Origin of the sequence: Flavobacterium zhoui, assembly GCF_042787235.1 — a bacterium.
GTDB lineage: Bacteria > Bacteroidota > Bacteroidia > Flavobacteriales > Flavobacteriaceae > Flavobacterium > Flavobacterium zhoui.
The window spans coordinates 1-12,495 of the sequence record NZ_JBHZPY010000023.1 but is presented as its reverse complement, the minus strand read 5'-3'; the positions used below and the strand labels follow the sequence as shown (position 1 = coordinate 12,495).

Below are 12,495 nucleotides of genomic sequence, written 5' to 3'. Positions count from 1 at the left end.
AGCGAATTCGATTATGCTAACCGACTTGGCATCGATGTTTTAGTGGCTATTCCTGGCGTATCTGCACACGCACCTGATTTGGCTTTTGATGTAGAACATTTTAAATACAATATAACCCCCGATTCCTATACCTGTCCTGCCAATGAAACCCTAACCACTAATGGAAATTGGTACGCCAAAAAGAACGGCAAATCAATAACCCAGATGAAGCATTACAAAACTAGTGCTTGTTTGACTTGTGAACTTTATAAAAAATGCACCAAAAATGCCAAAGGCAGACTCATTGAACGCTCCCAATACGCCCATTTGATTTATCAAAATAAACTGCAAATCGAAAACAATTATGAAATCTACCGCAGACGCCAAGCCATAGTAGAACATCCCTACGGAGTAATAAAACGGCAATGGGATTTTTATTATATTATGACAAAGAAGACCATCAAACACGCCTCGGCTGATGTTGGATTGATTTTTACGGCGTACAATCTGCGCAGAATTTTTAATCTGATTGATCAAAACCTACTAAAACAATATCTAAAAGTATTGGCTTTGTATTTTTGGATTGTAAAAGCTAATTTTAACGCTTTTTACGCCTTATTTTCTTTTAAGAAAGAGAAAGTCACTTTTCTTAAAAAGAATTTTAATTGTAGTTTAAATCTCATATATTTACTCACTGATTAAACAAATAGAGTTCGTGTAGAGGTTTTTAGACGAACTGACGTTGGGCGACAGCAACAAGAAGTCGAAAAACCAACAATATTTGTTTCTTAAAAAGGAAACTTATATCTTTACAGAAAATTAAGATTACTGAAAAATGGATTATAAATTTAAAGTAGAATTTCTTGAACCAGTTTTAGAGTTTTTGGAAAATCTAGATCCAAAATCTAGAGAAAAAATACTTTATAATATTTGGAAAGCGAGAAGCGTAAACGATAATGAACTATTCAAAAAACTCGATGGCGATATTTGGGAGTTTAGAACTTTATACAACATACAATATTTGAGACTTTTTGCTTTTTGGGATAAATCAGATAAAAAGGATACAGTCGTGATTTCTACTCACGGCATTATAAAGAAAACAGACAAAACTCCGAAAGTAGAAATTGAAAGAGCAGAATCATTAAGAGTAAAAATATTTTAACGAAAAGGAATAAGATTATGAAAACATATAGTTTAGATGAAGTAACAGATAAATTCGTTGGAGAGAAAGGAACAATAAATAGAGAAAATTTTGAAAATGAATTGAAAATTGATTTGATTGGTCAAACAATTAAACAAATTCGTAAAGAACGAAATTTGACACAAGAACAATTAGGAGAGTTAGTTGGCGTGAAAAAAGCTCAAATTTCAAAAATTGAGAATAGCTTAACTGACGCCAGATTCGACACGATTATTAAAGTTTTTCGAGCTTTAAATGCGAAAATTAATTTTAATGTAGAATTATTAAATCAGAATGTAGCAATACACTAAAATTGCCGATCGCCCAATCGAGTAGACGGCTCCGCTAGAAACTGACGGAGTGCGCCTCTTACACCACCGTACGTGCGGGTCTCGTATACGGCGGTTCGCAAAGTGATGGGTTGAGTTCCATGTAAATTTCCAACATTGATTGATAGTCTTTCTTCTTAAGGCGTAGTAGGGTAATTGTAGTGTTTAGAATCGGACTTTGGGCAATGCGCCAGCCTCCTTTTACTCAAGCTTTGTTACTGTATTTTTGGTATTCGTGAATGCGGAGCATTTCTGGTTCTGCTCCAAGCATAAGTGTGGTCTTTGTCAACTCCTAATCGCATCAGGTTTTTCCTTTTACGTCGGGTTTTTTCCAGTCCGTCCAAATGCAATAGCGCAGGCGGTTGCGCAACCATCCATCAATATCTCGTAACTTTCCTTGAATACTCGTTCCTCGAAAATAGTTTAATCATCCTCGTTGGATTTGCTTCCCCAGTTCGCTATCGCTCGGGTGGCAAATTCGAAAACAGGAATTAATGTGGTCCCAAACCTCGCCAAGAGGCGGGAAGTTAGCAGTCAAGCTATTGCACCCCAAAACATTGACGAATTAAATATGACAAAATGGTAAATAGAAGTTTTACACCTTTCCCAATTTTAACAACCAAAAGACTAACTCTTAGACAATTATCGACTGAGGACGGGCAAGATATTTTTACTTTGCGTTCTGACACAGAAATAAACAAGTATCTTGACAGACAAGCAAGTAGAACAATTGAAGACGCAATAAACTTTATCAACAAGATTAATGATACTATTAAAAAAAATGACTCGATTTATTGGGCAATAACTTTAACGAACAGCAAAAATTTTATTGGTACGATATGCCTATTTGACTTTTCAAAAAAAAATAGTTGCGAAATCGGATATGAACTTATGACGAAATTTCAAGGACAAGGAATAATGAAAGAAGCGGTAGAAATAGTCATTGACTATGCTTTTCAGACTTTGAAATTTAAAAAAATACTCGCCTTTACACATTGTGACAATCAGAATTCAACCAATCTACTGTTAAAATTCAATTTTGTAAAATCATTAGAAACGGACAAAGAAAATCCTACCTTAAATATTTTCACTTTGGCACAAGAACATTGACTACAAGAAAGCAAAAAAATATTAAGAACAAAAGCCCAAACCACTTACAGGCAAAATAGAGAGTAAATAATACATCACAAAAGCTATGATTAATTCATGGCTTTTCTATTTAACAAACAGGCCTTGGTTATAAAAGCTGAACATCCGTTTGAATCTACTTATTTGATCATGATAAACGCTGGGTTGGGTAGCTATTTCTACAAAAAAACCGCTCTTTTCTATTGAATAAAGAGCGGCTTATTTACCATTTCCAGTATTCAAAAAATTCCTAATCGCACGCTTGAGGTACGCACGCCTACTTGTGTATTTACTGAGATGGTGCTAGGGTTTCTTTCATAATTACGACGATCGTATTCGCTATAATAAAATTCCGCATGCTGGTAAAATGCATCACTATGGTAACATTGGTTATTACAATGATGATCGTGGTTCGCATAGGCTTCTTCTTTGCTCTGCATATAAACTCTATAAGCGTGTTTATTGTCTTTCTTTAACTCTTTTTCGTATTGCTTTTGCTCCTGCCAAAATGCTCGTTCATCGTTTTTACTTTTCGCTTTAAATTCTAGCTCGTATTCAGCGTCCTCTGCCCCTCGTTGCTGGTAATACGCTATATTTTCTTGTTTGCTGTTTACTTGTGTCTCACTTCTAACTCGGGCTTCTTGAGCGCCTACATTAACGATTATTCCAAAGAATACTATTGCGAATACCGTTTTTAATTTTTTCATAATTATAAATTTTAGTGATAATTCAATATCGATTTTATTAGTAACTCTATTAATAAGACAACTATATAGTATTTTACCCTACCGTAATTTTAAATAATTTAATTATTCTAAAAATAAAATCCCCTTAAAAACAAAGACATTCGGCAAATAACCGAATTGCAAAAACATATATAAAAATTCTTTTTACTTCATAACCACAGCAAAGCAACACTCGAATCTAACCGATATTTTAAATTTAAAAACAAATTCTATTTCCTCTTTTACTTTTTTTTTATTACATTTATTTTTTTGAAAAAGAGTTGCTGGAAAAATAATCCTTTTGCGTCTTTCTCTTTGCAACAATTCTTTTTTTTTAAAATAATTAGTTTAACACTTCTCGATAAAAATATTCGAGTTTCGACAACGTTAAACTGATAAATCAAATCAGTCAAGATGAAGAAAGATACCTTTTCGGCTCCCATTGAGTCAATAGTTGATGATTCAATACCGGATTCCAGAATAAAGATTGCAAATTTTTTACCTGATCCATCATCGCAGTTGGATTCTATGCTAATGAAGTGCATACCCATTAGTGATTCCAGTATTCCATTTAGAGATTTAACTAATTCCTATACTAAACGGGAAAGTATTGCTCGACTTATCGATAAATTGGATGTTGCCGCGAGTATTCGATACCAAAGAACGATAGAAGACACGTATTGTAATGTGTACACTTTCGATTATTGCTATTTCTCTAAAGTTTATGTTCCCACTGTTTGGTGGACAGATGAAGCCCTACAAAAAGTGTTAGATGGCAATGAGGTCGAAGTTATCTTTGGGGAAACCGTAGATCATATTTACTCCAGCGCCATACACGATTGGTTTTTGAAATGGGGAGCCAGTTTTGGTTGGAAAAGGATGTATAACGTTCATGATATTCAAAATAAGGTTAATGCCGAGGGAGGAATTGGAATAATTTGTGCCAAAAGAAAAGAAAAAGGACTATCCGGACATATCGTTCCTGTAGTACCCGAAACAGCTTTAAATAAAGCCTACAGAGAAAATGATGTTGTGCTATATCCACTGCAATCACAAGCAGGAAAATTGAATTACAATTATTTCGCGGAAGTTAAGAAAGATTGGTGGAATGACGAACTCTATTCCTCCCATGTGTTTTATTACCATGACTAAATAATGTACAGTCAATTCCTTGGACAGAATCCCGAAATCTCTCCTAAAATTATTTTTACTCTTTTTAAAATAATCCTCAATTAGCATTCACTCTTTTTCTTTAATTATCATCCGATTGGCCACTTGGAAATCACATAATAATTAAGTACTTTTGCCACTTGAAAAATGCAAGAATAGCTAAAGCTGTAATTAGGCTATTCATCTTCTTAATTTATTGATATAAAAGTAATTGAAAACAAAACTAATTTTATAACTACATTATAAAATTTTACTTTTTATCAATCGTTCAGTCGATACAACCGCACGATTTCTGAGACTGAAATTTAATTCCTGTCGTTTAAAAGGTACAAAACATTTTTGAGGGTTAAAAAATAATCACACCTAACCCTGTAAAACACTGTTTAAAAGCAATTTAAAACGAATTAAATCCTGTTTTCAAATAAAAAAGACAATAACTATTAAGTCCATCAACCATTAAAAAAAAGAACTCGTATAAATGAAAGAAAATCAGACAAAAAAATATTATTGGGGAATTGGATTAGAAAACGAAACCTACATGCAATTTGAAGAATCCTTAATAGTATCTGGTGAATTTATACAAGAAAAAATTGGTTTTGAGAAATATAGTATTGATTATAGAAAATGCTACAAACCGGAAAGCTTAACTCCTGTATTAAAAAAGGCATTTTCTTTGAATGAAAATTATAAAGTGAGCCGAATGATGAATAGTCATTCCTTAGAAAAACTGGATGTAAACTATCAACACAAAACTTTATCAGCTGCAAAGCCGCTAATTGAGAATACGGATACTACTGCAGTGATCTTACCGCCACTTGACAACCCTGACTACCTAGGAAAATCTATCATGGAACTTTTCCTTGAGGACCAACCTTATAATATTCAAAGTATGATTACCCAACGGAATAAAACAATGGGTTCTGTACATTTTGACGGTGATTCTATCGAATTTGTTACAAAATACTTTGAAAACCGAACCATTGTCGATTCTTGTAAAGAGTTAAAAGCGACCAAAAAATTATTCCTCGATACCATAAATGAATCAAACGTTATAAAAGAAAAATTAAATTTTCCAGATTACAACAACGGTCTTAATATGTTTATGACCAATCAGGAAAACCTAGTTTTGTTTAATAATGGGACGTACCATTTTCACATCACTTTACCCACATTAACAGAAGACAGCAGAATTGTAGATTATAAAGATTTTGATAAAACACATTCTAATGCAATTTATTTGCTGCAATGGTTCGAACCATTTTTCATCGCAACCTTAGGAAGTCCAGATATTATGGGAGTAATAAGTACTAAGTATGATTTAGACAAAAAATTTACTTTGGGCTCTATGCGTAATGCCATGTCTCGTTATATTGGGGTAGGCACTTATAATAAATCGATGCCGAAAGGAAAAATACTAACGTATAATGTAGACGATTTTAGAAAACTGCTAAAGTTTGAACAAGAACAAAATATTTGGTGGCGTGATCAGATTCAATCTGAGATGGAATATGAATTGCTTTCGGAAGTGGGACTTGATTTCAATCAGGAAAAAATGTACCAAAGCGGTTTCGAATTCAGAAGTTTTGATGAATTTCCGGCACAGTATTTAAATGATGTTCTTTTTTCCATTATTTTAATCTGCGAGCACGCATTAAACTTACCAGATGTGCAATGGGGACATGACAGTGTAGCTTGGAATAATTTAGTTTTTAAAACCTTAAAATACGGTTATTTAACTGAAATAAATGAAGAAGAAAAGAATGAAGTTTTAATTTTATTACAGTTACTCAATCCTGTTGACAATAACTATAAAACGCTTAAAGCCGAATTTGAAGCGATAGTATTGCTGGACGAATTTTTCTTCAAAATTTTAGAAGTTTTCCATGAAAAGTACAAAGACAATAATGTATGTATAGATTCAATGTATGGACAAAAAACAAGTTTCCCTCCTAAATGGGACAACTTTAATAAATACCAAACGGAACAACATATGCAGCAAATTGGCTCTTTCTTTAAAAATTAAATCAATTGTATAGAAATTGGTAAAATCGGCAAAGAGTTACAAAATTTCCCGACTTTGCTAACAAAATGTCATGTAAACAATACAAAACCTAGAACCACGACGATACTCTTTATTTTCGTGGTTTTTTTATACCTCTATTTTTAATTTAAAGTTCGGCAGTTATTTGTACTAAGCATTTCAAGTGCGAAAGTTTTTCTGTTAACAGGTATGAAATGGAGTAATTATAAATTCCCGTTCTATTTAGTAGAAAACCAGCAGAAAGGAATTAAATTTAAATAAAAACAGCCTTGACTTTAGAAGTCAAGACTGCTTTATTCTAGGTCAAAGTATGAAATAACCCAGTAACAATTTAATCTAAAAATAAGTTAGCTCTACAATTTAATTGGAGTATTGTTAATGATCAACCCTTATCTCATATAACACTAACTAACTTGCAATAATTCTAATAAAAATAAAAATTCAATTATGAAGTCACAAATCTAAATCAAATCTGGTATGAGTAAATCACTTTTTAGATAAGCATCCTTTATATGTAGACAAATGACGTTTATCTATAGACAATTGTATTTTTCATTCCGCCTCCAATGAATTTGTATATTATTAGCTATGTAGTAAGTTGCTTTCTGTATAAAGTATCGCAAAAAATACTGCTCATTTAAGCTAATAATAACAATAGAGTTTTACATCAAAGTCTTTCTTTTGCCATTTAACAAGATTAAATAAAATATTAATCAAATTTCTTATTTTACATTTTATTTTATATTCAATAAATCATATATTTACTCTGATTTCTTCGTTGTAGGAAGCCCACCTATCTTCTCATAGTATCGAAACATATTAAGAAATTTAGGTACCCATTTAAAACAAAAGCCCCAATTTAATCTTATAACGCCTGTTTATAAGAGCCTCTATTAACCTAAAAAACTATCTATGTTCAATCATAGTTCTATAAATTCTGAAATTTTAAAAAAAAGGGCCTACAATCTGCGTTGGGCATCAGTCCCTGAAGGAGTAATTCCACTAACAGCTGCCGACCCCGATTTTCCTTGTGCTCCAGAAATTGCGGAATCTATTGCTCGTTTTGCCAAGGAGCGCTACTTTAGTTACGGACATCCTGAAGGAATGCCAGAATTCAAAGAAAGTGTGGCTGCTTTTTTCCAAAAAAAAAGAAATATTCCAGCAAATCCGGCTTTTATAATTCCAGTCGATAGCGCTGCTTATGGAATCTATCTTATCAGTAAAACATTCCTAAAAAAGGGTGATGAAGCCATTATTTTTGACCCGGTAGATTTTCTTTTTAGGTATTCTATTGAAGCGGTTGGTGGTGTTGCAGTTCCATTTCCTATTGGAACGAATATAACCCATATGAATTTTGAATTATTCGAAAAATTAATCACTCCAAAAACCCGAATGATTTGTTTATGCAATCCATTAAATCCTACCGGAAAAGTTTTTACAAAAGAAGAATTATATCTTATTGGACAATTAGCCTGTAAATACAACCTCATCATTATGTCCGATGAAATCTGGAGTGACATCGTTTATGCACCAAATGTTTTCACCAGTATGGCCGCTATCAACGAGGAAATCAGAGACCGGACCATAACCGTAACCGGATATAGCAAATCTTATGGTTTAGCAGGCTTGCGAATTGGTACTGTAATGGCATCTAACGCTATCCATTTCAAAAAATTAATGGATGCTTCACTCCACAATGCCACGATTCATGGCGCAAATATAATTTCGCAGGTTGCAGTAACCACTGCATTGAATGATTGTGATTACTGGCTTAAAAATTTTCTTTCCCATTTACACCGTATGCGAGATCTGGTTGTGACCGAAATAAATACAACTCCTGGATTTAAAAGCAACAGTCCGGACGGTTGTTATGTTGCTTTTGCTAACATTACGGATACCGGAAAATCAAGCCAAGAAATTCACGATTTATTGTTGAAAAATGCTAAGGTTGCAATAGTTCCTGGGCTGAAAGAATGGTTTGGTGAAGGTGCGGATGGTCATATCCGAATGAGTTTTGCCACTTCAGAAGAGATACTAAAGGAAGCTTTTTTTAGAATTAAAAATACAATAGACGGTTTATGAAAGTAGTTATTATAGGCGGTGGAATTGCGGGATTAACCCTTGGTATTTTTTTAAATAAAAAGAATATAGAAGTCGTAATCTGTGAAAGAACATGGATACCCACAAACGGACATGCTTTTTTAATGCATAGTGATGCAATCGCTATTCTAAATGAACTGAAAGTGGCCTCCGAGCCAGAAGTAAAACATAAATCCATTAATTCCTACAGTTTAAAAAGACCGAAAGGAAATGAAATAAAACATTTAAAACTCAGTAACTGGAATTGCATCAAGAGAGTTGACCTTATCAAGTATCTTTACGATTTATTTCCAAAAAACCGCATTAAACTCGGAAGAGATTTTTCGCATTTTATTTATGAAAACGAGAAAGTTACTGCTGCTGTTTTCAAAAATGGTGACGTTGAATATGGTGATGTATTTGTGGGTGCCGATGGAGGAAATTCAATGGTACGGGAAGCTATTTTTGGTAGTATCGAGACGACTCCAGTTGAAGTAAAAGAAATTGTAGGTGTTTGTAAATGCACCACTATTCAAACTAATTTTTTAAGCAATTTCAATAAATTCCAGCATAAGACTAAAGGATTGGCTTTTGGTTATATACCTACTTGTGAGGAAAATGAATACGTCTGGTTTATACAATATGACACTGCTATTGCTGACTACAACGGAAATACTGCTGAGGAATTAAAACTATTTTCTAAAGATTTACTCGCTGATTTTTCGCAGGAAGCAAAAGCTATTTTAGATTCTAATACTTTTGAAACAAGTTACATCTGGAAAACACGCGACTTTGATTTGTTACCTTCGTTTCACAAAAAAAATGTTGTCTTAATAGGTGACGCTGCACATCAAGCATTACCATTTACCAGCGCCGGAACAACAAATGCTATCCTCGATGCCAAAGTACTTGCCGCTACTCTTTCTGAAATTTCAACTATTGAAAAAGCATTTACTTCCTTTTATGAAACCAGGAAAGTAGACGTATTGCAACACATCCAGTTAGGGCGCGATTTGAAAAATGAATTTACTAATCCAAGCAATAAAAGTGATGATGATATTACCGTTCCTCTAATCAAAAAAAGAGAAGTTGGAAGCATACCGGGAAAATCAAAACCCATTCAAGTCTTGTACTTTACAGACCCCATTTGTTCCACTTGCTGGGTGATACAACCCGTGCTTAGAAAATTGGAACTAGAATATGGAGATCAAATAAATATAAAATATTGCATGGGTGGATTGCTCCCTTCATGGCAGGAATACAATAAACCCAAAAAGAAAAAATTGATTTCTACGGTGTCTGAAGCAGCCAAACACTGGGATGAAGTATGCGCCTTTTATGAAATTCCAGGTGATGGTACTATTTGGAATGAAGACCCAATGACTTCTTCTTACCCTCCATCAATAGCATTCAAAGCGGCTCAAATGCAAAATGCAGATAAGGCTATTCTATTTTTGAGAAGTATCAAAGAGAAAGTATTTCTTGAAAAAAAGAATATTATAAAATGGAAACACCTGGAAAATGCGGCTTTTGATACCGGATTGGACTCCGCTAGATTATTAAAAGATTTTGAAGGGGAAGCTCCTGCGCTCTTTGAAGAGGATTTAAAATTAGCGCAACTTTTAGAGATTACAGGGTTCCCAACACTAATTTTTTACACCAGTGATTTTGATAATCAGCACGTAATTAAAGGATATCAATCTTACGACGCATTTGAAGCGATTATTAAACAATTAGTTCCCGATATTCAAAAAAATATAGTTGAAACAAACCCATTGCATTTGTTTTCACGATTTTCAACGATGACGACTAAGGAGCTTTCTATAATTTATAATATAACGATGGAACAAGCCGAAATGATCCTTGATGAGTTATATCAAAAAGGAGCCATTGACAGGTATCAAAATAAAAATGGAAATATATGGATCAGTAAGGAAAAGCAGGAATATTGAACGCAATAGTTTCTTATTTTTTTTCCAATTTCATGAAATTTGTCACCTCTTCAAAACGGTCGCTCCATGGCCAGAAATACTGCAACACCATAGGTATATGTTTTTTATTTAAGGCAATTGGAGTTACTTGAGGTTGAAAAGAATGCAGTGCGCTCAAGAAACGATTATTCCCTACTTTAATCGAAGAATATGTTTTATCCCCTACATAAATTAAAAAAGGAGGGGTGTTTTTATTTAGAAAATAAATTGGAGAGGCATCTTTCCATTTTGCAGGAATTGTAGTCCAGGTAGCTATGTAATCCTCTGTTGCAGTAGGGGGGTTTTCTTCTAAATATTTTTTCATGTCTAGCCCGGCTGCATCGTTTAATATTATTCCGGATATCGTCGCTGAATCAATTCCATATTTAGGATTCATTACCGCCAGAGCTACAAGATGACCACCTGCCGAGTGCCCTGTGACGTAAATCGAATTTGGATTCCCATTGTACTTGATACTATTGTTTTTTGTCCATCGTATAACTTGAGCTACTTCCTGCGCCATCGCATCATAATCTGCATTAGGACTTAAGGTATAATCCGGAATAACAGTAATAACGCCTTTGCGTGCAAAATTCCTCCCTAACAAATCATAAGTCCCTTTTCTTCCGCTATTCCAGTTTCCTCCGTGTACAAAAATTAAGACCGGAAGTCGTTTTGATTTAGAATTTCGAGGTACAAAAACATTCAATTTAGGAGTAGATTCAACAGTAGCGACTGTCGATGCCTTTAAATAAGAAACATCCGTAAACTTTTTACTAGCGCAACCCACAAACAAAAAACCAGATAATAAAACTATTACAGTACAAGATAAACGCATTTTCTTTTTTTTACGAATATAAGACTTCTTAAATTTCCATTTACCAATGCTGTTAAAGTTTTTTCCTTAGCACATGGTCCGCAATTGGGTGGTCAGATAGTTTGCGACTGGAAATGAAACAACTAAACAAGAACGTTGGTGTCACGACTGTTACTCTTTATTATATCAACACAGGAATGTTTGACGGTATAAAATCAGTAGCACCTACTTTAAATCCGGATAAAGTTGCCCAAAAAATTATTACTGCAATTGAGCACCAACGCTTTTTTTTAAGTATGCCATGGAGCGTTGGTTTTGTTCGATTTTTCCGATGGGTACTACCTACTTAGTTTTTTGATTGGTTTTTAGGCAAAGTCATGGGCGTATAACCGACAATGCATCATTTCAAAGGAAGGCAATAATGTTATTCCAATTTTCATTTTTAAACCAAAACATTTAAGGAAGCAAGCCTACAACACTAAAAAATTATTTTTAAGTTTTGAAAAAAAAAGCCGCTTTAAAATTAATAAAGCCGCTTTTGCATTTATCTAAAAAATTAATTGAATTTTGCGGCTACATATTCAATCAAACTATCATCACTCATTTTATTAGCAGTACTTTCTTTTGTTTCAACATTTTTGTACTGTGGAGTCTCGTGCAAATATTTAATAAATTGCTCTTGTGCAACTCCAGGTCCTGTTACATGCAGTTCATCTACATTTTGAATGTGAGCTGTAATGTTTTTGAATAACTTGTGAAGTGAATCTCTTTCTGCATTATTCGCTGCATTTTCACTTGAGTTACGCACTTGAGGATCTACTTTTTCATGAGCTAAAATTACGAAATCGCCTGTATCTACATTTTCCCTACCTACAATAGATGCATGTTCGGAATCCATCCAAACACCAAACTGTTTTTTGTTTTTATCTGACATAATATTTATCTATTTTATTAATACTTACCCGTTGGGTGTAATTAAATGATTTGATTTTTGATATTATTTATTGGTCTATCAAAGATAAATTTATTGATATATTGAACCAATGTTAATGCTGTTATTTTTGCTAAAATTCTTGT

The 12,495-nt window shown here is 33.6% G+C and carries 13 protein-coding genes and 1 pseudogene; 9 read left to right on the top strand and 5 right to left on the bottom strand.

All coding sequences use genetic code 11. The features are described 5' to 3' along the window. From ACFX5F_RS16070 to ACFX5F_RS16060, 3 genes are all read left to right on the top strand, one after another. The coding region (locus tag ACFX5F_RS16070; RefSeq protein WP_379853041.1) for a transposase at positions 1-681 on the top strand (681 nt) is incomplete at its 5' end. 133 nt (positions 682-814) lie between these two features. Continuing rightward, complete coding sequence (locus ACFX5F_RS16065; RefSeq protein WP_379853040.1) at positions 815-1,141, top strand: type II toxin-antitoxin system RelE/ParE family toxin; 327 nt, start codon at positions 815-817, stop codon at positions 1,139-1,141. Between the two features lie 17 nt (positions 1,142-1,158). Then, positions 1,159-1,470, top strand: a complete 312-nt coding sequence (locus ACFX5F_RS16060) for a helix-turn-helix domain-containing protein (RefSeq protein ID WP_379853039.1) — start codon at positions 1,159-1,161, stop codon at positions 1,468-1,470. Between the two features lie 319 nt (positions 1,471-1,789). Here the strand turns inward: ACFX5F_RS16060 and ACFX5F_RS16230 are convergent, their stop codons facing one another. Further along, entirely contained in the window at positions 1,790-1,870 is an 81-nt protein-coding gene (locus ACFX5F_RS16230) for a hypothetical protein (protein ID WP_432205798.1), read from the bottom strand. Between the two features lie 197 nt (positions 1,871-2,067). Here ACFX5F_RS16230 and ACFX5F_RS16050 point away from each other — a divergent pair, with 197 nt between their 5' ends. Continuing rightward, positions 2,068-2,598 carry a GNAT family N-acetyltransferase gene (locus ACFX5F_RS16050; protein WP_379853038.1) on the top strand — a complete coding sequence of 177 codons (531 nt, stop codon included), beginning with the start codon at positions 2,068-2,070 and terminating at the stop codon, positions 2,596-2,598. A 257-nt stretch (positions 2,599-2,855) separates the two neighbouring features. Here the strand turns inward: ACFX5F_RS16050 and ACFX5F_RS16045 are convergent, their stop codons facing one another. Continuing rightward, positions 2,856-3,323, bottom strand: coding sequence for a hypothetical protein (locus tag ACFX5F_RS16045; RefSeq protein ID WP_379853037.1), 468 nt, complete (start codon positions 3,321-3,323; stop codon positions 2,856-2,858). 432 nt (positions 3,324-3,755) lie between these two features. On the opposite strand from ACFX5F_RS16045, the gene ACFX5F_RS16040 reads away from it, so the two are divergent. From ACFX5F_RS16040 to ACFX5F_RS16025, 4 genes are all read left to right on the top strand, one after another. Further along, positions 3,756-4,493, top strand: coding sequence for a hypothetical protein (locus ACFX5F_RS16040; RefSeq protein WP_379853036.1), 738 nt, complete (start codon positions 3,756-3,758; stop codon positions 4,491-4,493). Positions 4,494-4,989: 496 nt separating this feature from the next. After that, positions 4,990-6,534, top strand: coding sequence for a hypothetical protein (locus ACFX5F_RS16035; protein WP_379853035.1), 1,545 nt, complete (start codon positions 4,990-4,992; stop codon positions 6,532-6,534). A gap of 930 nt (positions 6,535-7,464) precedes the next feature. After that, entirely contained in the window at positions 7,465-8,634 is a 1,170-nt protein-coding gene (locus ACFX5F_RS16030; RefSeq protein WP_379853034.1) for a pyridoxal phosphate-dependent aminotransferase, read from the top strand. After that, positions 8,631-10,583, top strand: coding sequence for a DsbA family protein (locus ACFX5F_RS16025; RefSeq protein ID WP_379853033.1), 1,953 nt, complete (start codon positions 8,631-8,633; stop codon positions 10,581-10,583). Before ACFX5F_RS16030 ends, ACFX5F_RS16025 begins: the two co-directional genes overlap by 4 nt. A 13-nt stretch (positions 10,584-10,596) precedes the next feature. Here the strand turns inward: ACFX5F_RS16025 and ACFX5F_RS16020 are convergent, their stop codons facing one another. Then, positions 10,597-11,439 carry an alpha/beta hydrolase gene (locus ACFX5F_RS16020; protein WP_379853032.1) on the bottom strand — a complete coding sequence of 281 codons (843 nt, stop codon included), beginning with the start codon at positions 11,437-11,439 and terminating at the stop codon, positions 10,597-10,599. A gap of 113 nt (positions 11,440-11,552) precedes the next feature. Between ACFX5F_RS16020 and ACFX5F_RS16015 the strand changes: the two genes are divergently transcribed. Continuing rightward, positions 11,553-11,768, top strand: a complete 216-nt coding sequence (locus ACFX5F_RS16015) for a Rossmann-fold NAD(P)-binding domain-containing protein (RefSeq protein ID WP_379853031.1) — start codon at positions 11,553-11,555, stop codon at positions 11,766-11,768. A gap of 206 nt (positions 11,769-11,974) precedes the next feature. Here the strand turns inward: ACFX5F_RS16015 and ACFX5F_RS16010 are convergent, their stop codons facing one another. Then, positions 11,975-12,352 (bottom strand): hypothetical protein, encoded by a 378-nt coding sequence (locus ACFX5F_RS16010; RefSeq protein ID WP_379853030.1) that lies wholly within the window; start codon positions 12,350-12,352, stop codon positions 11,975-11,977. Between the two features lie 41 nt (positions 12,353-12,393). Continuing rightward, positions 12,394-12,495, bottom strand: a pseudogene (locus ACFX5F_RS16005) (IS982 family transposase); the annotation flags it as partial.

What these genes read in the sequence shown, in the direction of transcription:
- ACFX5F_RS16045 (WP_379853037.1), bottom strand. Translation starts at nt 3,323, where the DNA reads ATGAAAAAATTAAAAACGGTATTCGCAATAGTATTCTTTGGAATAATC.
- ACFX5F_RS16010 (WP_379853030.1), bottom strand. Translation starts at nt 12,352, where the DNA reads ATGTCAGATAAAAACAAAAAACAGTTTGGTGTTTGGATGGATTCCGAA.
- ACFX5F_RS16060 (WP_379853039.1), top strand. Translation starts at nt 1,159, where the DNA reads ATGAAAACATATAGTTTAGATGAAGTAACAGATAAATTCGTTGGAGAG.
- ACFX5F_RS16040 (WP_379853036.1), top strand. Translation starts at nt 3,756, where the DNA reads ATGAAGAAAGATACCTTTTCGGCTCCCATTGAGTCAATAGTTGATGAT.
- ACFX5F_RS16035 (WP_379853035.1), top strand. Translation starts at nt 4,990, where the DNA reads ATGAAAGAAAATCAGACAAAAAAATATTATTGGGGAATTGGATTAGAA.
- ACFX5F_RS16065 (WP_379853040.1), top strand. Translation starts at nt 815, where the DNA reads ATGGATTATAAATTTAAAGTAGAATTTCTTGAACCAGTTTTAGAGTTT.
- ACFX5F_RS16025 (WP_379853033.1), top strand. Translation starts at nt 8,631, where the DNA reads ATGAAAGTAGTTATTATAGGCGGTGGAATTGCGGGATTAACCCTTGGT.
- ACFX5F_RS16050 (WP_379853038.1), top strand. Translation starts at nt 2,068, where the DNA reads ATGGTAAATAGAAGTTTTACACCTTTCCCAATTTTAACAACCAAAAGA.
- ACFX5F_RS16030 (WP_379853034.1), top strand. Translation starts at nt 7,465, where the DNA reads ATGTTCAATCATAGTTCTATAAATTCTGAAATTTTAAAAAAAAGGGCC.
- ACFX5F_RS16015 (WP_379853031.1), top strand. Translation starts at nt 11,553, where the DNA reads ATGAAACAACTAAACAAGAACGTTGGTGTCACGACTGTTACTCTTTAT.
- ACFX5F_RS16020 (WP_379853032.1), bottom strand. Translation starts at nt 11,439, where the DNA reads ATGCGTTTATCTTGTACTGTAATAGTTTTATTATCTGGTTTTTTGTTT.